This window comes from Flammeovirgaceae bacterium (assembly GCA_015180985.1).
In the GTDB taxonomy this organism is placed as follows: domain Bacteria; phylum Bacteroidota; class Bacteroidia; order Cytophagales; family Cyclobacteriaceae; genus UBA2336.
In genome coordinates this window covers 1095496-1114314 of the sequence record CP054185.1, presented here as the reverse complement: position 1 = coordinate 1114314, position 18819 = coordinate 1095496, and the positions used below count along the sequence as shown (strand labels likewise).

At 46.3% G+C, this 18819-nt stretch carries 21 protein-coding genes; 13 read left to right on the top strand and 8 right to left on the bottom strand.

Going from position 1 to position 18819, the window contains the following annotated elements:
* Positions 1-29: 29 nt before the first annotated feature.
* Genes HRU69_05320 through HRU69_05290 form a run of 7 tightly spaced genes read left to right on the top strand, consistent with a single transcriptional unit; the run spans position 30 to position 5645 of the window.
* Positions 30-266, top strand: a complete 237-nt coding sequence (locus HRU69_05320) for a DUF433 domain-containing protein (GenBank protein QOI96948.1) — start codon at positions 30-32, stop codon at positions 264-266.
* Complete coding sequence (locus HRU69_05315) at positions 263-598, top strand: DUF5615 family PIN-like protein (protein QOI96947.1); 336 nt, start codon at positions 263-265, stop codon at positions 596-598. The genes HRU69_05320 and HRU69_05315 overlap by 4 nt, the downstream gene beginning before the upstream one ends.
* Positions 599-1318 (top strand): lipoyl(octanoyl) transferase LipB, encoded by a 720-nt coding sequence (gene lipB / locus HRU69_05310; protein ID QOI96946.1) that lies wholly within the window; start codon positions 599-601, stop codon positions 1316-1318. It abuts the gene before it with no gap.
* Complete coding sequence (locus HRU69_05305) at positions 1315-1719, top strand: hypothetical protein (GenBank protein ID QOI96945.1); 405 nt, start codon at positions 1315-1317, stop codon at positions 1717-1719. The genes lipB and HRU69_05305 overlap by 4 nt, the downstream gene beginning before the upstream one ends.
* Positions 1716-2435, top strand: coding sequence for a 3'-5' exonuclease (locus HRU69_05300; protein QOI96944.1), 720 nt, complete (start codon positions 1716-1718; stop codon positions 2433-2435). The genes HRU69_05305 and HRU69_05300 overlap by 4 nt, the downstream gene beginning before the upstream one ends.
* Positions 2436-2439: 4 nt before the next feature.
* Entirely contained in the window at positions 2440-4644 is a 2205-nt protein-coding gene (gene rnr / locus HRU69_05295; GenBank protein QOI96943.1) for a ribonuclease R, read from the top strand.
* A 23-nt stretch (positions 4645-4667) separates the two neighbouring features.
* A complete protein-coding gene (locus tag HRU69_05290; GenBank protein QOI96942.1) occupies positions 4668-5645 on the top strand; it encodes a polyprenyl synthetase family protein in 978 nt (325 codons plus the stop codon).
* A gap of 98 nt (positions 5646-5743) precedes the next feature.
* On the opposite strand, the gene HRU69_05285 is transcribed toward HRU69_05290, so the two are convergent.
* Positions 5744-6238: a hypothetical protein gene (locus HRU69_05285; protein QOI96941.1), complete on the bottom strand. Its 495-nt coding sequence runs from the start codon at positions 6236-6238 to the stop codon at positions 5744-5746.
* Between the two features lie 8 nt (positions 6239-6246).
* Entirely contained in the window at positions 6247-7425 is a 1179-nt protein-coding gene (locus HRU69_05280; GenBank protein QOI96940.1) for a glycosyltransferase family 4 protein, read from the bottom strand.
* Here HRU69_05280 and HRU69_05275 point away from each other — a divergent pair.
* From HRU69_05275 to HRU69_05265, 3 genes are all read left to right on the top strand, one after another.
* Entirely contained in the window at positions 7412-7756 is a 345-nt protein-coding gene (locus HRU69_05275; protein QOI96939.1) for a hypothetical protein, read from the top strand. The two genes, HRU69_05280 and HRU69_05275, sit on opposite strands and share 14 nt — an antisense overlap.
* A gap of 24 nt (positions 7757-7780) precedes the next feature.
* Positions 7781-9727: a hypothetical protein gene (locus HRU69_05270; protein QOI96938.1), complete on the top strand. Its 1947-nt coding sequence runs from the start codon at positions 7781-7783 to the stop codon at positions 9725-9727.
* Between the two features lie 62 nt (positions 9728-9789).
* Entirely contained in the window at positions 9790-11229 is a 1440-nt protein-coding gene (locus HRU69_05265) for a gliding motility-associated C-terminal domain-containing protein (GenBank protein ID QOI96937.1), read from the top strand.
* Positions 11230-11235: 6 nt separating this feature from the next.
* Here HRU69_05265 and HRU69_05260 read toward each other — a convergent pair whose 3' ends face one another.
* Both HRU69_05260 and HRU69_05255 read right to left on the bottom strand, forming a co-directional pair.
* A complete protein-coding gene (locus HRU69_05260; GenBank protein QOI96936.1) occupies positions 11236-11481 on the bottom strand; it encodes a hypothetical protein in 246 nt (81 codons plus the stop codon).
* Entirely contained in the window at positions 11402-12055 is a 654-nt protein-coding gene (locus tag HRU69_05255; protein ID QOI96935.1) for a sigma-70 family RNA polymerase sigma factor, read from the bottom strand. The genes HRU69_05260 and HRU69_05255 overlap by 80 nt, the downstream gene beginning before the upstream one ends.
* A gap of 176 nt (positions 12056-12231) precedes the next feature.
* Here HRU69_05255 and HRU69_05250 point away from each other — a divergent pair, with 176 nt between their 5' ends.
* The 3 genes from HRU69_05250 (at position 12232) to HRU69_05240 (ending at position 17055) form a co-directional block, all read left to right on the top strand.
* Positions 12232-12618, top strand: coding sequence for a hypothetical protein (locus tag HRU69_05250; GenBank protein QOI96934.1), 387 nt, complete (start codon positions 12232-12234; stop codon positions 12616-12618).
* An 89-nt stretch (positions 12619-12707) separates the two neighbouring features.
* Positions 12708-15545 carry an excinuclease ABC subunit UvrA gene (gene uvrA / locus HRU69_05245; GenBank protein ID QOI96933.1) on the top strand — a complete coding sequence of 946 codons (2838 nt, stop codon included), beginning with the start codon at positions 12708-12710 and terminating at the stop codon, positions 15543-15545.
* Between the two features lie 76 nt (positions 15546-15621).
* The gene (locus HRU69_05240) at positions 15622-17055 is read left to right on the top strand and encodes a hypothetical protein (GenBank protein ID QOI96932.1); all 1434 of its coding nucleotides are present in this window, start codon (positions 15622-15624) and stop codon (positions 17053-17055) included.
* Position 17056: 1 nt separating this feature from the next.
* Here the strand turns inward: HRU69_05240 and HRU69_05235 are convergent, their stop codons facing one another.
* From HRU69_05235 to HRU69_05220, 4 genes are read right to left on the bottom strand one after another with little or no spacing between them, the layout of a single operon-like run.
* A complete protein-coding gene (locus HRU69_05235) occupies positions 17057-17242 on the bottom strand; it encodes a hypothetical protein (GenBank protein QOI96931.1) in 186 nt (61 codons plus the stop codon).
* On the bottom strand, positions 17235-18167 hold the full coding sequence (locus HRU69_05230; protein QOI96930.1) for a HipA domain-containing protein: 933 nt from the start codon (positions 18165-18167) through the stop codon (positions 17235-17237). Before HRU69_05230 ends, HRU69_05235 begins: the two co-directional genes overlap by 8 nt.
* Entirely contained in the window at positions 18164-18475 is a 312-nt protein-coding gene (locus HRU69_05225; GenBank protein QOI98831.1) for a HipA N-terminal domain-containing protein, read from the bottom strand. Before HRU69_05225 ends, HRU69_05230 begins: the two co-directional genes overlap by 4 nt.
* Positions 18462-18692, bottom strand: a complete 231-nt coding sequence (locus tag HRU69_05220) for a helix-turn-helix transcriptional regulator (GenBank protein QOI98830.1) — start codon at positions 18690-18692, stop codon at positions 18462-18464. Before HRU69_05220 ends, HRU69_05225 begins: the two co-directional genes overlap by 14 nt.
* Positions 18693-18819: the final 127 nt, after the last annotated feature.

Genomic DNA, 18819 nt, shown 5'->3' with positions numbered 1-18819 from the left:
AAAGCAATATGGATTGAATACCTTAAGCTATGGATTGGAGAAACCATATTGTTTCGGATAAAGAAATTCTGGGAGGCAAGCCGGTAATTAAAGGCACCCGCCTTTCTGTTGAATTCCTGTTGGATTTATTTGCTTCCGGTTGGTCTGAAACCCAAATACTCGAGAATTACCCTACGCTCAAAAAAGAAGATCTCCAGGCACTTTTTGCTTACGCAAAGGAAAGTGTACAGGATGATTTTCTGTTTGAACTACCGCCCCGCAAATGAACCTGCTGCTTGATGAAAACATAGGCTTGGGTATTATTCGAATTCTTGAACAGGCCGGACATGACATCCGATCCATTTTAATAAGTTCACCGGGTATTTCCGATGCAGCTGTCATTCATATAGCCAACAGCGAAAGACGACTCATTATTACATTCGATCGCGACTTTGGCAAACTTATTTTTAAGAACAACATCATACCGGTTGAAGGGATCAGTCATCTTACGCCTAAAGAAACCGGGACCTTACTTGTAAATACACTCCGGTCGGGATGGAATTTCAGGAAAAAGATTTCCATTTTATCAGAAACAAAGTTCAGGCAACGGGAATTTTAAATGGCTCCTTACGCACACAGCAAAAAAACCCGATTCATCCACCTCGGCCTCATCGATTACCAAAAAGCCTGGGATTACCAGGCTTCGCTGTTTTCAAAAACCCTGGAGGTTAAAAAAGAAAACCGCGAGTTGCCGGCTGACAGGCAAAAGGCTACCGAAAACTTTTTGATTTTTTGTGAACACCCCCACGTATTTACCCTCGGAAAAAGCGGTGATGAAGCAAACCTGAAAATAAAAAAAGAAGACCTGCCCACCATCAACGCTTCCTACATCCACACCAACCGCGGGGGCGACATCACCTACCACGGCCCCGGGCAACTTGTAGGCTATCCGGTATTGGACCTTGAAAATTTTTTTACCGATATCCACCGCTACATGCGCACGCTGGAAGAAGCCGTTATCCTGACGTTACAGGAGTATGGAATACAGGCGGGCCGGATCCCCGGACTTACCGGGGTGTGGCTGGATGAAAACCATCCCGATAAGGCGCGTAAAATCTGTGCGCTGGGCGTTAAGACCAGCCGCTGGGTTACCATGCACGGCTTTGCCTTTAACGTTAACACAAACCTGAAGTATTTCAACTATATTGTACCGTGCGGCATTCACGACAAAGCCGTTACTTCCATGGCCGCAGAAATGAACGCACAACAGGATATGAAGCAGGTTGAAGCGGTGCTGAAAGATAAACTGAAACAACTTTTTGAACTGGAGTGGGTATGATGCGCGACATTGAAATACCGGAAGTTAAAAATGTAACGCTGGCCGTGGTGCGAAAAAAACAACCCGGTGAACAAGATACCTGGAACGTGTACCTGATTAACAACAACGCCTTTCCGATTGAAAACACGCTGGTGGCCAGCAAGGGGTATGGTACAAAAAACGGTGAGGAGCAACGTACGTCTGTCCTGCGCCATTATCTGGAAACCGTGCCTCCGCAAAGCGCGGCACTGGTTGAGCCCATTGATCCGGCCGTTTTCCACCTCACCAACGAATACTGGGTAAGCTATTACATTGGCACTACCATCTTTGATAAGCGATTTGTTTTTGTACCCGACTCTATCTGCGAAGACAACATAACTTTTATCAGGGAAATTGACATGGAAGGAATACTGCACTCATGACAGCCGAACTGAAAGACATTTTGTTTCTGGATATTGAAACGGTTGCATGCACCGATAATTTTTCAACGCTCGATGAACGGCTGAAGGTACAATGGTCGCGCAAAGCTTCTTTCCTGAAACGCGAAGAAGGCGTAACCGATGAACAACTCTTCCACCAGCGGGCCGGCATTTATGCCGAGTTCGGAAAGATCATCTGCATAGCCGTTGGAAAAATCATCGCCACCGAAACGGGTGAACCTGCATTAAAAACAAAAGCCTACTACGGCCACGATGAGCATGCCGTATTAACCGAATTCAAAACCATGCTCGAACGGCTTGATCCGACTTCAACAAAACTCTGCGCCCACAATGGCAAGGAGTTCGACTTTCCTTACCTGAGCCGCAGGATGCTGGTAAACAGTATTCAACTACCCGCCCTGCTCAACCTATCCGGCCGCAAATCCTGGGAAGTGCCTCACCTCGATACACTGGAGATGTGGAAATTTGGCGACTACAAACATTACACGTCATTGGATTTGCTGGCAGCCATCTTCAACATTCCTTCCAGTAAAAACGGGATGGACGGCAGCCAGGTAAATGCTGTGTATTATAAAGACAAAGACCTGGAGCGCATTAAAAACTATTGCCTCAGCGATGTAGTGGTACTTACGCAGCTTTACCTTCGCTTAAAAGGGAACCCGCTGCTCAGTGAAAAACAAATCCTGCCGGCCGGCTAAGTGCATGAGCAAACGCAATAAAAACAAATCGAAAGCAAATCCGTACGAGGCCAAATTCAGGGAGGCTATCCTTGCATTTTTAAATCAGCACCCCGGCCGCGCCTACAGCGTCAAACAAATCGCCAAAAAAATCGGCCTGAAAAAACGTGATGACATTAAGGCGGCCACATTTACCATTTACGACCTCGAAGAGAAAGAGCTTATCAAGCAACTGAGCAACGGCACTTACACCAGCGTAACCAAGGAAGAAACGCTTACCGGCATTGTTGACCATGTTAGCTCACGCTTTGCCTATGTGGCCATTGGCGAAGGCCGGCCCGATGTGTACGTGCGCACGGCTGATCTGAAATCGGCTGTAGATGGCGATACCGTAAAACTGGTGATCTTTCCCTCGCGGCACGGCCAGCACCCCGAAGGCAAGGTGGTGGAGGTTGTTAAACGCAACCGCACACGCTTTGTGGGCAAAGTTGAACTTTCGAAAAACTACGCTTTCGTGGTTCCCGACTTCCGGAAAATACACCAGGATTTTTACGTGTACCCAGAAGACATTAATGGCGCCAAAACCAACGACAAAGTAATTGTTGAGGTGATCGACTGGGCCGAAGGCGACCGCAACCCGGTAGGCCGCATTGTTGAAATTCTGGGTAAAGCCGGTGAAAACGAAGCCGAGATTCACTCCATCATGGCTGAGTTCGGGCTGCCCTTCCGCTTCCCTCCGCAGATAGAAAAGGAAGCTAAAAAAATAGACGAAGGCATTACACCGGCCGAAATTAAAAAGCGGTGGGATTTCCGCCAGGTTACCACCTTTACCATTGACCCGGAAGACGCCAAAGATTTTGACGATGCCCTTTCGTTTGAAGTATTGCCCAACGACAATTACCGGGTGGGCGTTCACATTGCCGATGTTACGCACTATGTAAGCGAACAGTCAAACCTGGAAAAAGAAGCGCTTGACCGCGCCACCTCGGTGTACCTGGTGGACCGCACCATCCCCATGTTGCCTGAAAGGCTGTCGAACGAATTGTGCTCGCTGCGACCCAAAGAAGACAAACTTACCTTTGCAGCCGTTTTTGAACTGGATAAACACGCACAAATACTAAAGGAGTGGTTCGGCCGTACCGTTATTCATTCTGACCACCGGTTTACATATGAAGAAGCCCAGCAGGTACTGGAAAGTGGCACGGGCTTGTTTGCCGAAGAATTGAAAACACTGAATGAACTCGCACACAAGCTGCGCAAAGATCGCTTTGCCAAAGGCGCGGTTAACTTCGAAACCACCGAGGTAAAATTCAAACTCGATGAGAAAGGCCGGCCGCTGGCTGTTGTGCCCAAGGTGCGTAAAGATGCCCACAAACTTATTGAAGAATTTATGCTGCTGGCCAACAAGCGGGTGGCTACGTTTGTTTACAACCAGCGAAAGGGCACCGATAAAAATACGTTTGTGTACCGCATCCACGATTACCCCGACCCGGAAAAGGTAAAAGACTTTGCCCTGTTTGCGCGGCAATTCGGCCACCGCATAAGCGTTGATGAAAAATCCATTTCGCGCTCGCTCAATAAACTGATGGATGAGATTGAAGGCAAACCCGAACAAAACGTGCTTCAGCAGATTGCCGTGCGGGCCATGGCCAAGGCAAAATACTCCACCGACCCGAAAGGTCATTTCGGGCTGGCTTTCGATCACTACACACACTTTACCTCACCCATCCGCAGGTACCCCGACATGATGGTGCACCGCCTGCTGCAGCACTACCTGGATGAAGGAAAACCGGTGAATAAAAAAGACTATGAAGAAAAATGCGTGCACTCATCGGAGCGGGAAAAACGGGCAGCCGATGCCGAGCGGGCGTCCATCAAATACAAACAGGTTGAATTCATGGCAACGATGGCCGCGGATACGGTGTACGATGGCCTGATATCCGGAGTAACCGAGTGGGGCATTTACGTGGAAATTATTGAAACCAAGTGCGAGGGCATGATTCGCATGGCCGACCTGGACGATGATTACTATGAATACGATGAAAAGAACTACTGCATCATCGGAAGAAGGAACCGGAAAATTTACACCCTCGGTGACCAGGTGCGGGTGAAGGTAAAGAAAACCGATATCGACCGCAGGCTGATTGACCTGGTACTGGCAAAAGACAATACCAAATCAGAACTACTCAAAAAAAAACCTGCCAAAGGAGAACGATTTAAGGGGGTGTAAAAATTTCTGCTTACTTGCATTTGATGAAAAATTCTACAACCGCGTATCGCTCGTTAATAGAATCCGAAATCAGGCGGCTTAAATTCGGCAGCCGGCCCGCTTCGCTGTATGAGCCCATCCGCTACATCATGGGCCTTGGCGGCAAACGCTTACGCCCGCTGCTGGTGTTGCTGGCGTATAGTCTGTTTAAACGCGATGTTAAAAATGTTGTTCGCTTTGCCGTTGCTGTTGAAGCCTTTCACAACTTCACGCTGATGCACGATGATATTATGGACAACGCCCCCTTACGCAGGGGGAAAGCAACGGTACACAGAAAATGGAACGTAAACACCGCCATCCTTTCAGGCGATGTGATGCTGGTGCATGTGTACAATTTGTTTCTGAGCTTACCATCAAAAAAATTGAATAAGGTTTTAGCGCTTTTCAATCAATGTGCAGCCGAAGTGTGCGAGGGACAGCAGTGGGACATGGAATTTGAAACCATGCAAAACGTTACCGAAAAGCAGTACCTGCAGATGATCCGGCAAAAAACGGCAGTACTGCTTGGGTTCAGCCTTGAGCTGGGTGGCATACTGGCTGAAGCTACTCCGGCCAACTGCAAAGCCTTGCGCGATTTCGGCACCAACATCGGCCTCGGATTTCAGTTGATGGACGACTTGCTCGATGCTTATGGCGATCCGGAAAAATTCGGTAAACAACCGGGGGGCGATATTATTGCGAATAAGAAAACCTACCTGATGATCAAGGCCCTTCAGGCTGCTAACGCTGAACAGCGCAACGAACTCGACAACTGGCTTTCGGTAGTAAATTTTAATCCTTCCGAAAAAGTGGATGCGGTTAAAACCATCTGGGATCAACTTCTCATCCGGCAGGAGACCGAAAAAAAAATCAGTTCATACTTTCGCAAAGGATTCCGATCGCTTGATAAAGTAAGGGCAAATAAAGCCGCTATTGAAACTCTCCGAAAGTTTGCCGAAGACCTGATTGCCCGGCAACATTAAATTAGTTGTAACAACCAAAAGATGCTTCGGCACGCTCAAAACGTGGCTCAGCATATCAAAACTCTACCTTGTTGTCCTGAGCGTTAGCGAAGGACCTTTTATTCAATATCTTCTACTTCTTCTTCACAATCTTCCCAACACTCATGGCAGGGTTGCTCAATAAGTGTATAGTCGTCAAGCAACTCGCTGCGCACCAGAATCACCGATTCATCATCCTCCCACAGCCACCATTCAGCCCGGTTGTACATCTCATCGTCCCACCGCATCCGGTAGGTAACCTGTTGTTCATCCTGTTCAACGGTAAGTATATAAATTTCCGGCACTTCGCTTTGTGCCACCGACCGGATGATGCCAAAGGAAGCATCCTGCCCCCACCCGATAACCAGCGTGTCGCCCGAAATCTCCATTGACATGTTATCCGCATCGCACGGACGAAAGACAACCCACTGGCCGTCTTCCCAGCGGGTAAGGCGCTCCCACCCGCCCTGTAAATCGGTTACTACCTGCGATCGGTTCTCTTCCGGCTGTTCCTTCCTGGCAGAAGGTGAACAGGCCACGAACACCATCAGTAAAAAAGTAACGAATTTTAACATGACTAAAATTACAATTTCTCGAACAATCCGGTAAATGCTCTTCCAAGTATTTGCCTTGAATAAGAAGTTTCAGCCAACTGGCGCGCTCTTGCCTGATAAGCAGCCAGCAATCCCGAATCACGAACAAACGGAGTGATTTTTTTTACAAAATCCCGGGCATCGTTCGGATCAACCGCTATTCCGCATTGTTCGTGTTCAACTTCTCCCTTCATCCAGCCACCGGTATTCACTACAATTAATTTTCCAGCCGCAAGTCCATCAAAGTATTTGTTTGGCGAGCCGGTTTCCAAAACCGGCAGCGGCAGGTAACTCACAAAAACAGCATCGGTTACGTTTATTATTGCATTAACGCCTTCGCGGTTTTGGTGAGGAATAAACCTTACATTACTGAGGTTACGGACTTTTGCTGAATGCCTCAGTTCTTCGCGCATGGCGCCATCACCACACAATAAAAATGAAACAGGCAATTTTTCCTGTAGTGTAGCCGCTGCGCAATCCAGCATATAGTGCAATCCGTTGGCCAGTCCTAATGTGCCGATATACGCAATCACAAACCGGCCGGAAACATCGAATGCTTTTTGCAGTTCCTGATTTTTATGAGCGTGTTTAAAAAATTCTGTGTCGGCCATATTGGGTATAACCTGAACCGTTAGCATTGGGAAACGCTGAAGAATATTTTGTTTAATGGCAGCAGAAAGCGCCACCACGATAACAGCCCGTTTATAAATGGATGCTTCCAGGCGATAGAGTAGACGCTTCAGAAAATAATTGCGAACAATGCCTACCTGAATGGGCGCCTCGGGCCACAGGTCGCCCACTTCAAAGTAGTAAGGAATGGTGTATCGCCTTTTAATCCAGATGGCCGCCAGGCCGGTAGTGAGCGGAGCGGATATGGCGTAGCATACATCGGCATTTTTAAACTGCCCCGCTTTATTCACGATGCGCAAAACAAACTGGATGAACGAATAAATCCGTTTGAAAAAACCATAATGGTTACTGTACGCTACCGGCAGGTAATGGATTTCAATACCTTCTGCCTCCTCAACCAATTCATTGGCCTGGTTGTGCGTGGTAATTACCACTACCTTATGTCCGGCATCCTGCAGGGCGTTGGCGAGGTAATACGATCGGAGCGAACCTCCGTGCTGGGGCGTGTTAAAAAACTGGTGCAGGATGAGGATTGTCACTAATCAATTATGTAAGAACCGCGTAATAAATGTCTCAAAACTGCTAAAAAAGTTTAGAGGGGTTTTAATTAACTTCGGATTTTATTACCTAAACCCTCAAGCTTATGAAAAATTCATTACGTTTCATTACGTTTCATTACTATTAGCGAGTGTATTTTATTTTTCAAAATCTCCACTCGTTTTTTCGCAAAATTTAAACTGGGTAAAGCGTATCGCAGGTCAAACTGGCATGCATCACCTTAAAGGGATGACTTCAGATGGTAGTGGCAACATCTTTATGGTTGGACACTTCGAAGGCACTATAGATCTTGATCCAGGACCTGGCACATAAATAAGAAATTCTTCATCGTTCGATGTGTGGTTCGGCAAGTATTCAAGCACAGGGAATCTTATTTGGGCACACGCTTTAAATGGACTGTTTAAAGATGAGAAAGGAACAGATGTTGCTGTTGATAATGCCGGTAATGTTTACATTTCAGGATTCATACAATCTGAAAGCACAGTTGACTTCAATCCAGGCACTGGAGTAGCAACGCCTCCAACCAATTCTCCGCAAAGTATGTTTGTAGCCAAGTACAATAGTAGCGGAGCGTTTCAATGGGTTAGATTTGGTGGGTCAAATTTAATTTTTGAAACTAAGGCAAGCGCTGTTGCAGTAGATGGTTCTGGTAATGTATACGTAGCAGGAACAATTTTATCTTTTCAATCCGAGAATGTAATTTTTAGTGGAACAGGTGTGGTTAATACATTTAACGGTTCGATCTTTTATGCGAAATACAACAGTGCCGGCACGTTATCTTGGGTGAAAAATGTCGGACCAGGAAATAGCATTACCACAATATGCAACGACCTGGCCTTAGATGCTTCAAATAATATTCATATAACAGGCTTCTTTAGCGGTTCAGCAGATTTTAATCCCTCTTCAAATTCTCCGGTGCTGAACAGTTCTGCAGGCAGTACCTATGTGTGTAAATTCAACAGTAATGGTAATTTCGTTTGGTCTTCGCAGGTTAGCGGGCAAAGTGGAGATGTTGGAAGGCGCCTTATAGTTGACAACGCCAACAATGTGTACGTAACCGGTACATTAAATGTCAGCAACGGTAATACGATGCTTGCAAAGTTTAGCTCATCGGGCAACCAGGTAGCATTAAAATCAATTGGAAGTCCCTTTGAAGATGCCGGACATGCACTTACCCTTGATGGTTCAGGCAGCCTATATCTGACGGGGCTTTTTAGTGGCACTGTTAATTTCAATTCACAAGAAAATCCACCAATTCCACTTACTGCATTTAATATTGATTTTTTCTATGCCAAATACTCTCTTACTGACCTTTCATGCCAGTGGGCCAGAAGAGTTGATTTTGTTTTTGAAAACATCGATCCTGAAATGAATGGTATCAGGGTAGTAAATAACAAACTTGTATTGGCTGGAAATTTATTCGGTTCGGGTGACTTTACTACGTGCGGAAACCATACTGTATTTACTTCTACCCAGTTAGACGGGTACCTTGTTGGTTACAACACTTCCGAGTTGCCTTTCTATATTACTGGCCCCTCAGAAGCCTGTGACTCAGGTCCGGTAACATTCAGCGCTTTTAATGTACCGTTAGGCGCATCGGTTAACTGGACAGCCACTCCCGAAACATTGGTATCACCTGTAACCGGTGTCGGTCTCCAATTTACAACCAACGTTCTTTCTGGAGCCGGCTATGGTGTTGTCAGTGTCTCCGCAAATGGTGGTGAATGTGCCGGAACAGCTTACCGCAGTTTTACTATAGGTATACCTGATGAAACACCTTGTGCCCCGGCAAACCTGATTCTTGAACCGTGTGCAACGCTGTATGCAGAAACCTGCATTAGCGGACCAACTTACAATTGGTATATTGATGGAAATCTGGCGATGACTACCGAAATAAACAATGCCTATATTTCATTAATACTTAACTCCTTGCAAGCGGGACAGCACTCGTTATGTGTAACAGTTGCCAACTCCTGCGGTGAGAGTCCAATGGCCTGTACTACTTTTTACACAAGCGACTGCAGCGGGTCACAGCAATTTGCTATGGGGTACCCCAACCCTACACAACAGCAAATTAATTTCGTGTTAGAACCTGGTGGTAAAGAAACCGTTGAATTTACTTATTCGTATGCGTTGCTGGACAAAAACGCGGTGGCCGTAAGGAGTGGAACAACCAATAAAAACTCACTTGTTATAGACGTTGGTAACCTGAAGAAAGACACCTACTTTTTTAAAGTCCAGTTGCCCACCCAGCGTATTGAGCAACGTATTGTTATTGATTAGCGTATCTTTGAGAGGGGCTGTTGCCCCTCTCAATCTTTTAGGGAGTCAGGCGTTATTTATTGATGAAATCATTGCTGATTGCCTTTTTTTGTTGTGTAATACTTAACCCGGTTGCAGCTCAAAAACAAGCCGCCATATGGTACTTTGGCGAAAACGCAGGCCTTGATTTTCGCCAAGGATCGCCCAGACTATTACCCAACGGTGCCCTTAAAACAGAAGAAGGTACAGCAACAATTAGTGACGCCCAAGGTAATTTGCTTTTATATACAGATGGTGTTACCGTTTACAATCAATTTCATGAAGTAATGACTAACGGCACAAATTTGTGGGGACACTTTTCAACCACACAAACACTAGTAGTTCAAAGGCCTAATGACAACTCCATTTACTATATATTTACCGCTTCTCCCTCTTTTGATACTTGGTTTGGGCCGGGTTCTGATTCGGTCGGGTTTCATTATTCGGTGGTTAACAAAGCCCTGAGAGGTGGAGCGGGCGAAGTCGTTCAAAAAAACATTTTGTTGCACAGAAACACTACTGAAAAAATGGCGGCCGTGTTTCACACCAACGGTACTGACATCTGGGTACTCACTCACGAATGGAACAGCAACCGCTTCTTGGCATACCTCATTACTGAAACCGGGATTAATACCAGCCCAGTTGCAAGCATCAAAGGGTCTATTCTTCAAAAGAAGAATGGTACCAATGCTAATGCAGCAGGCCAGTTAAAAATTTTGCCCGATGGAACCAAGGTTGTGAATGCAACCCCTGATTTTCCTGCAGGTGGTATTATTGAATTGTTTGAATTTGATTCCTCATCGGGCATGGTAACCAATTTGATAGACCGAATTAATCTGGGCCTACAGGTTTTGACTCACTACGGAACTGAATTCTCACCTGATTCCAGGTTTGTTTATTTTACTGTTTCATATACTTTCTGCGGAGTGAACGATCCCGATCAACCAAGCACTGTCTGGCAATACTCATTTGAAAATAAAACCCTCAAACAAGTCGGACACTATATTGGAAAGCTCGGAGCAATGCAACTTGGGCCGGATGGCAAGATCTATGTAGCCAGTTGTAATGATATTGCCGGTGAATCGGGCTCCATTGCTGTTATTAATTACCCGAACCGCCACGGAAATTCTTGTAACTTTCAATCAAAAGCGATTTCTACTACAGGAAGAAGTCGATCAGGCCTGCCCAACTTTATTGCGTCTTACTTTCGTTTTGAAGATCCCGTTATCGATATGCCCAATATTTTTACCCCCAATGGAGATGTTTATAACCCCGTGTTTAAACCAATTGTGTTTGACCACATGGTGGATGCCGATTTAACGATTTTTAACCGGTGGGGTCAGCAAGTATATTACACTCGCGAGGTAAAGTCCGGTTGGGATGGGGACAATGCATCGGAAGGGGTCTATTATTGGCTACTGCGTTACGAAGGCAAAAACGGCAAAAAAGGTACAGCCAAAGGCTGGGTACATTTGCTTCGATGAGCGGCCTTACACACCAGTTGAACTCTTCACGGCTACACCGCTTTTGGCATAATTCAGAATGAACTCTTCGGTTTCCTTCGAAGGTTCCAGCATGGCCTGGTCCATTTCTTTTTTCAGGGCCACCAGTGTGGCATACTGCTGGCGAAGGCCGGCATCGGTGAGCAGCGCCTGGTTAATCTGGCGCTCCTCCTCCTCCGTAATCTCGTGGTACAGAAACCTGATCAGATCGGTTTGGGTAAAGGTCTTTGTCATAGGCATTATGGTTAATGTTCATTTTTTTCCTCAGGTTAATGAGTGCGTAGCGCATGCGGCCCAGCGCGGTGTTAATGCTCACCCCGGTACGTTCGGCTATTTCCTGAAAACTCATCTTCAGGTAATGGCGCATAATCAGCACCTGCTTCTGCTCAACGGGCAATTCTTTGATGTAAGTCCTCAACCGGCTGCGGTTGTCCTGCCATACCTGCTTATCTTCAATTGATTCGGCAGCAAACTGCAGCGAGTTCATCAACCGGCTCCCATCCTCCAGAACAATCTCGGGGTACCGTTTCTCCTTACGGAAATGGTCGATGGCCAGGTTATGCGCAATGCGGCTTATCCACGGCAGAAATTTGCCTTCCTCATTATAGCGGCCTTCCCGGATGGTGTTGATCGCCTTAATGAAGGTATCCTGCAATAAATCCTCGGCCACATACCGGTCTTTTACAATCAGGTAAATGGCGGTGTACAATCTCGACTTGTGGCGTTGAAGCAGCATGGCGAAAGCCTCTTCGTTACCTTGTTGATAGCGCGACAGCAACTCGCTGTCGGTGCACTTGTTCTCTATCATTCTGTCTCACATTTAGGTAACGTAGACGTGCTGCTCGATATTGCGGGGGTTTTGGTTAATAATTAGGTTGAAAAGATAACCAGATTCCGATTCAGCGCAAAAAAATCTTTAAAATTCTTGCCTGATCGGGATTTTATTTTGGTATTTGTTCCCGATTTTTTGAGTTTGTAACCCCTATGGCCGTAAGTAAAAAGCGCCTGATTAAAAGCCTTGAAACCCTGAGCGATGATTTGAAAGAATTGCTCAAAAAGCAGTATCCCAACGGCTACGAGTCCAGCATAACACGCATCTCAAATGCCAAAAAGGAACCCATTTTTGTTTTCCCGCTCGAAACGGAAGATGCTACCTACCTGGTAAAAATTCCCATTACGAAAAACAGCGAGGGCGAATACGAAATGGAGCCCACCGGGCCGCAGGAATTTGATAATTCCGGAGACGATGATGACGACTTCTCATCGGATGACGAATTTTCAACCGGTGAGGAGGCCGATTCGTTTGATGATGAAGGCAGTAGCCGAAAAAGCGGCCGCGAAGCCAGCTATGACCCCGACTTTGACAATTAATACATAAAGAATTTAATACCTGCCGAAACACCATCCGTTGCGATGGTGTTTTGCTTTCGGCAGAAATGTAAAACCCGTTAAATTGCCCTGTGCCCCCGAAGCCTGTTTTATCCGATTCTGAACTTGATTCCCTCGATCCCAGGGATTACATCATCATCAAACGGGCACGCGTAAATAACCTGAAAAACCTGAGTGTTGCTATTCCACGAAACAAGCTGGTGGTTATTACCGGCTTATCGGGCTCCGGCAAATCTTCGCTGGCTTTTGATACGCTGTTTGCCGAAGGGCAACGGATGTACGTGGAAAGCCTCAGCGCCTACGCCCGCCAGTTTCTCGGCCGGATGGAAAAACCCGATGTGGATTACATCCGTGGCGTTTCGCCCGCCATTGCCATCGAACAAAAGGTAAATACCCGCAATCCGCGATCAACCGTAGGCACCACTACCGAGGTGTACGATTACCTGAAACTGCTCTTTGCCCGCATTGGCAAAACATATTCGCCCGTTAGCGGAAAAGAAGTGAAGCGCGATTCGGTTACTGATGTGGTGAACACCATTAACGCCCTGGCACCCGGAACGCGGGTGATGATTGCTGCACCGCTGCCGTTGAAGAAGGGCAAAAAACTAAAAGAAGAACTAAACCTGCTGTTGAGCAAAGGCTTTGCAAGGGTGTTGATTGATGGCGAACCCAACTTCATTGAAGATCTAATCAAAGCTCCCCTCTCCCTGGGGAGAGGGGCCGGGGGTGAGGGGAATCTTCACATCCTCATTGATCGCCTGGCCGTAAACCCCAATGATGATGACACTGTGTATCGCCTGGGCGATTCGGTTCAAACGGCTTTTTACGAAGGACATGACGAGTGCGTGATACATGTCGAAGGACAAAACCCACTGCATTTTTCCGATCGTTTTGAACTGGACGGTATAAAATTCACTGAGCCTTCGGTTAATTTTTTCAGTTTCAATAACCCGTATGGCGCCTGCCGCACCTGCGAGGGGTTTGGTAAAATCCTCGGCATTGACGAAGACCTGGTTATACCCGATAAATCACTTTCGGTTTATGAGGGGGCCGTAGCCCCCTGGCGCAGCGAAGCCATGAGCGAATGGGTAAAACCTTTGCTGAAACACGGTATCAAATTCAATTTTCCGATACACCGGCCCTATAATGAATTAACCAAAAAGGAACAGGAACTTCTTTGGACCGGCAACGAATATTTCGATGGCATTAACGGTTTTTTCAGATACGTTGAATCCAAACTTCATAAAATCCAATACCGGGTTATGCTGTCGCGCTACCGCGGAAGAACCACCTGCCCCGACTGCAAAGGCACCCGCCTTCGCAAAGACGCCCAGTATGTAAAAATTGCCGGCACCTCCATTACCGATCTGGTGCTGATGCCCGTTGAGGATGTTGCCGTTTTTTTTGACAAACTAAAACTCTCAGATTTTGAACAGAAGATTTCGGATAGAATTCTTACTGAAATAAAAACGCGCCTGGACTATTTGGTAAAGGTCGGTCTCGGCTACTTGACGTTAAACCGTTTAAGCTCAACGCTTTCAGGTGGCGAGTACCAACGGATAAAACTGGCCACCTCGCTGGGTAGTGCACTGGTGGGCTCCATGTACATTATGGACGAGCCCAGCATCGGCCTGCACCCGCGCGACACCAGCCGGATGGTAGAAGTACTCAAATCGCTGCGCAACCTGGGCAACACCGTAATTGTGGTTGAACACGAGGAAGAAATCATGCGTGCAGCCGATCAGCTTATTGACATCGGGCCCGATGCAGGTACGCATGGCGGGCAACTCGTTTTTCAGGGATCGCTGAAGGAACTTAATGGAAAAGTGGTCTCGCACACTACCAACTACTTAACCGGAAAAGATAAAATTGAAGTGCCGGCCAGGCGCAGAAAATGGAAAGATTCGATCAGCGTTGTTGGCGCTCGCGAAAATAACCTGAAAAACCTGACGGTAAAATTTCCGCTTGGCGTGCTTACTGTGGTTACCGGTGTAAGCGGTTCCGGTAAATCAACGCTGGTGAAAAAGATACTCTACCCCGCCCTGGGCAGGATGAACGGATCAGTTGCCGAAACACCCGGTAAATACGATAAACTGGAAGGCGATATAACCCGCGTCACCCAGGTTGAATTTGTTGACCAGGACCCGATTGGAAAATCTTCCCGTTCTAATCCCATCTCCTATGTTAAGGCCTACGATGCCATCCGCCAGTTGTATTCGGAGCAACCGTTATCGAAACAGCGTGGCTACAAACCCGCACACTTTTCATTTAACGTAGAGGGTGGCCGGTGCGAAACCTGCGAAGGCGAAGGCGAAATAAAAGTAGAGATGCAGTTCATGGCCGACATTTTTCTGAAATGCGAATCGTGCCAGGGCAAGCGCTTTAAACAGGAAATACTGGAGGTTGATTACAACGGCAAAAGCATAGCCGATGTGCTGGATATGACGGTGGAAGAAGCGCTTGAATTCTTTAAAGACAAAAAGTCGATCCACGAAAAAATTCAGCCGCTCTTCGATGTGGGCATGGGCTATGTAAAACTCGGTCAGTCGTCCAATACGCTGAGCGGTGGCGAGGCGCAGCGCGTAAAGCTGGCTTCTTTTTTAGGCAAAAATTCACCGGACGGCCAGATCCTGTTCATCTTCGATGAACCCACCACCGGCCTCCATTTTCATGACATCGCCAAATTGTTAAAAGCCATCAATGCCCTTGTGGATCAGGGGCACACGGTACTTGTTATTGAGCACAACCTGGAAGTAATAAAATGTGCCGACTGGATTATTGACCTGGGGCCGGAAGGAGGCGAGAAAAAAGGCGGGCACTTGCTGTTTGCCGGAACGCCCGAGGATATGATAAAGAAAGCTAAAGGCAGCTATACCGCTGAATTTTTGCGAAAAAAGATTGGCGGTTGACTGTATCACCAAAAGCATTAACCCCAGAAGCAACCATCCGTTCAGGCGTAAGTCTGTAGGGTTTAAAATTGGTTTTATGCAGAGAGCCTTAACCCTGTGTTTACTGCTGAATTCAACCCTGCTACCTGGTCAGGTTGATATTACCCAAAAACTTTACTCTCCGGATGAACTGAAAACCGACCTCCGCTTTTTGGTTAGCACACTGGAGAACATCCATCCCAACCTGTATGCCGCTACTTCAAAGGAAAAATTTTACCAGGATGTTGAAGCACTGGAACTGGGGCTCACTGAGCCGATTACCCGTCTTGAATTTGCAAGAAAACTCATTCCGTTAACAACGGCCTTGGGCGATGGACACACATCAGTTTATTTTCCGCAGGAGGAACGCAGTGAATTTTTGAAACAAGGCGGCAAGGTATTTCCGTTTGACGTGCTCATTCGCAACAACCGGCTGTATATCACGACTAATTACAGCAGCGACTCAACCTTAACGGGAGTAGTTGAAGTTATTTCGATAAACGGATTGCGCACACCTGAATTACTCAATCAACTGCGGCCGTATGTAAGTGCTGAACTGGATTTTTACCGGGATATACGCATCCAGCGATCGTTCAGAAGCCTGCTGTGGTATGTTTTGGGATATGCTGATAGCTATGATCTTGAATTGGTTATAAATGATCTGCCCGTTAGGAAATACGTTGAGGGAATTACCTCAGCACAATTTCAGGCTGCGGCTCTTCATCGATTGGTAAACCAAAATGCCAAACCCTATTCCCTCACCATTACTCCGGAAAGGTTTGCAATTATTGATTTTCGTTCGATGACGGATAAAAAACGTTTCGCCCGGTTTCTGGATTCGGCTTTTCAGGTTATCCGCAACGAAACCATTCAGCACCTGGCCATCGACATTCGCAACAACGGTGGCGGCAACTCGCAATTGGGCGACCTGCTCTTTAATTACATAACCGATAAACCATACCGCCAGGTTGACCGGATGGAAGTAAAAGCCAGCAAAGAAATGAAACACTATTTTCGCCAGCGCTATGTTAAATGGTATATGTACCCGCTTATGCCCGTTGCTGTTTTTAATAAGCAAGCCCGCCTTTATGCGTTCGGAAAACCGGGTAAAATCCAGGTGGTTGAAATGAAAAAACTGATCAAACCAAAAAACGAGTCGCTAAAATTCAAAGGCCAAACATATTTACTGGTGAGCCATTACACCTTCTCAAGCGCCAATATGCTTGCCGATGCGTTTAAATGTTACAACATGGGTACCGTTATTGGTGAAGAAACGGGCGGAGTTCTTATCGCATTTGGCGATGTTATTCCTATTCAATTGCCCAATACCGGGTTAGCTGCCGGTTGCAGCTATAAAAAATTTATTCATCCGTGCAGCGATGACACCCTTCGCGGTGTCAAACCCGATGTGGAAATCGTTTCGGAACCAGCTGATAAGGTTTCGGGCCGCGACCCGGTGATGGAGTATCTTAAAGAAGTAATCAAGAACTGACTTACAACAACGGAATCAACTCCACATACAATTCCGTCAGTTTCGGTTCAGCCTTGCCGGCTACCTTCACAATGGTGGCCAGGTCAACCGGCTGTAAATTATCCGGGTCGCAGTCATCGGTGAGTACTGAAATGGCGCAGCAGGGCAGCTTCATGTGGGTGCTGTCTCTTCCGGTATTACTAATCATTAAAAAGTCGCTTAAAGCGTTCGTCTACAACCGCCTGATATTTTCCTTTCATGGGTTCTGAGAGAAAACTGATGGTAATCATGTCCTCCCATTTTTTGCGTACACTTCTAAATTTTTCCAACTCCTCTTCAACTATCTTATTGTTCAAGGCAAGTTTTTCTTTTCCATAAAAATCGGCCAGCAGCTTTAGGTCAATTTTGCTTTTTTTGCCCGCAAGGGGCAAGGCCAATTCTTCTGTTGCATTTGGCAAGGCGATGGTGGAGTTAACCAAATCGTAAGCTGGTGACAATTCAATTTTTCCATTGCGCCTGATTAGCGAAAAGTTTTTTAAATGCATGTCCTCGTTGCCGCACAAAAAACTGAACAACGTAATCCGGAAAAGTTTCAATTTCTCCACAATCGGAAAGGTGCAAAATTGATCAATCAACCCAGCGACCTTTTCCATAGAAGCCCGGTACTTAGTTTCGCGCGTATTGCCGCTCAGTTGTGCAAAATCCTCAACAGGCACTTTTTTACCTCTCGGTAACCGATCGAAGCGTTTGATGAAATATGAGCGTGAGCCATCCGCACAATATACCATTCCATGCAAAGGGGTATCAATGCCTGCAATTGCCGCCAGGCGCATGGTCAGATCTTCATTTTCAGGGAGTTCCGGGTAATAATCCTGTTGCGGTTTAATAATAAACATGCCACCAACATCAACCACCTCAAATACGGCCTTTGAAACATTAAGTTTTGCACTCAGTTTAGGTTGCACTCCCTGAATTGATATCTTCGATGCACGCGCAATTGCTTCACGAACTTGCTCTTCTTTTGTATAAGGAAAATCGTTCAGTTGAGTGAGGCGGGGCGATAACATCCGGAGTCCTTCTGGCGAATATTTCAAATCACCACATAGAACATACGTAATCGGACAACGATTCATGGTTCACTTTCTTTAACCGTTACCACCCCGGCCATATCGTTGCCTACAGCAGTCAATTGCGACAGATAATCATCGCGATCGAGTTTACGTTGCTTCAGCAAGCCTTCCAGTTGCGGGCCTTCAGGTAGCAGCCCATCAAAAAATGCAGGAAATGAGTTGAAGTGAAAAACGCGCTGCGAAAGCGGCAAGGTTAACGAAACGGGCAGGCCGGTATAATTTGGTTCATATTCAAAAATATATTGATGGTCGTCCGTCTCCTGTAAACGCCCGGCTAATTGATCGTTTATATAGACGTTAACGGCTCGCATTCCTGTACTCATCCATCAATTGACTGTTTAACTGCACGGAAATATTTAATCCTATCAGAACTTTATTCAGGGTGTTCAGCTGAATCGTTTCTTTCCCTTTCTCCAAATCGTATATCACCGTTTTTCCAACACCAATCATCCGGGCGAAGTCAGCCTGAGAGAGCCCTGATTTCTTTCGATGAAAACGAATTATCTTCCCTAATTCCGGCTGTTTTATCATAATTTACTACTGTTATAGTAGTAAAATTATAATAATAAAAACAATTAGATTGATTTTTTAGACTTAATTACTTCTATAACAGTAATTAATAACGTTCTCATACAAAAAATGGCAATTATTATTG

Excerpts from the sequence above, each read along its gene's own strand:
- rnr (QOI96943.1), top strand. The coding sequence starts at position 2,440 with ATGAGCAAACGCAATAAAAACAAATCGAAAGCAAATCCGTACGAGGCC.
- HRU69_05260 (QOI96936.1), bottom strand. The coding sequence starts at position 11,481 with ATGACAAAGACCTTTACCCAAACCGATCTGATCAGGTTTCTGTACCAC.
- HRU69_05290 (QOI96942.1), top strand. The coding sequence starts at position 4,668 with ATGAAAAATTCTACAACCGCGTATCGCTCGTTAATAGAATCCGAAATC.
- HRU69_05305 (QOI96945.1), top strand. The coding sequence starts at position 1,315 with ATGATGCGCGACATTGAAATACCGGAAGTTAAAAATGTAACGCTGGCC.
- HRU69_05250 (QOI96934.1), top strand. The coding sequence starts at position 12,232 with ATGGCCGTAAGTAAAAAGCGCCTGATTAAAAGCCTTGAAACCCTGAGC.
- HRU69_05255 (QOI96935.1), bottom strand. The coding sequence starts at position 12,055 with ATGATAGAGAACAAGTGCACCGACAGCGAGTTGCTGTCGCGCTATCAA.
- HRU69_05225 (QOI98831.1), bottom strand. The coding sequence starts at position 18,475 with ATGCGAGCCGTTAACGTCTATATAAACGATCAATTAGCCGGGCGTTTA.
- lipB (QOI96946.1), top strand. The coding sequence starts at position 599 with ATGGCTCCTTACGCACACAGCAAAAAAACCCGATTCATCCACCTCGGC.
- HRU69_05320 (QOI96948.1), top strand. The coding sequence starts at position 30 with ATGGATTGGAGAAACCATATTGTTTCGGATAAAGAAATTCTGGGAGGC.
- HRU69_05240 (QOI96932.1), top strand. The coding sequence starts at position 15,622 with ATGCAGAGAGCCTTAACCCTGTGTTTACTGCTGAATTCAACCCTGCTA.
- HRU69_05235 (QOI96931.1), bottom strand. The coding sequence starts at position 17,242 with ATGATTAGTAATACCGGAAGAGACAGCACCCACATGAAGCTGCCCTGC.
- HRU69_05315 (QOI96947.1), top strand. The coding sequence starts at position 263 with ATGAACCTGCTGCTTGATGAAAACATAGGCTTGGGTATTATTCGAATT.
- HRU69_05275 (QOI96939.1), top strand. The coding sequence starts at position 7,412 with ATGAGGATTGTCACTAATCAATTATGTAAGAACCGCGTAATAAATGTC.
- HRU69_05300 (QOI96944.1), top strand. The coding sequence starts at position 1,716 with ATGACAGCCGAACTGAAAGACATTTTGTTTCTGGATATTGAAACGGTT.
- HRU69_05265 (QOI96937.1), top strand. The coding sequence starts at position 9,790 with ATGAAATCATTGCTGATTGCCTTTTTTTGTTGTGTAATACTTAACCCG.
- HRU69_05285 (QOI96941.1), bottom strand. The coding sequence starts at position 6,238 with ATGTTAAAATTCGTTACTTTTTTACTGATGGTGTTCGTGGCCTGTTCA.
- HRU69_05230 (QOI96930.1), bottom strand. The coding sequence starts at position 18,167 with ATGAATCGTTGTCCGATTACGTATGTTCTATGTGGTGATTTGAAATAT.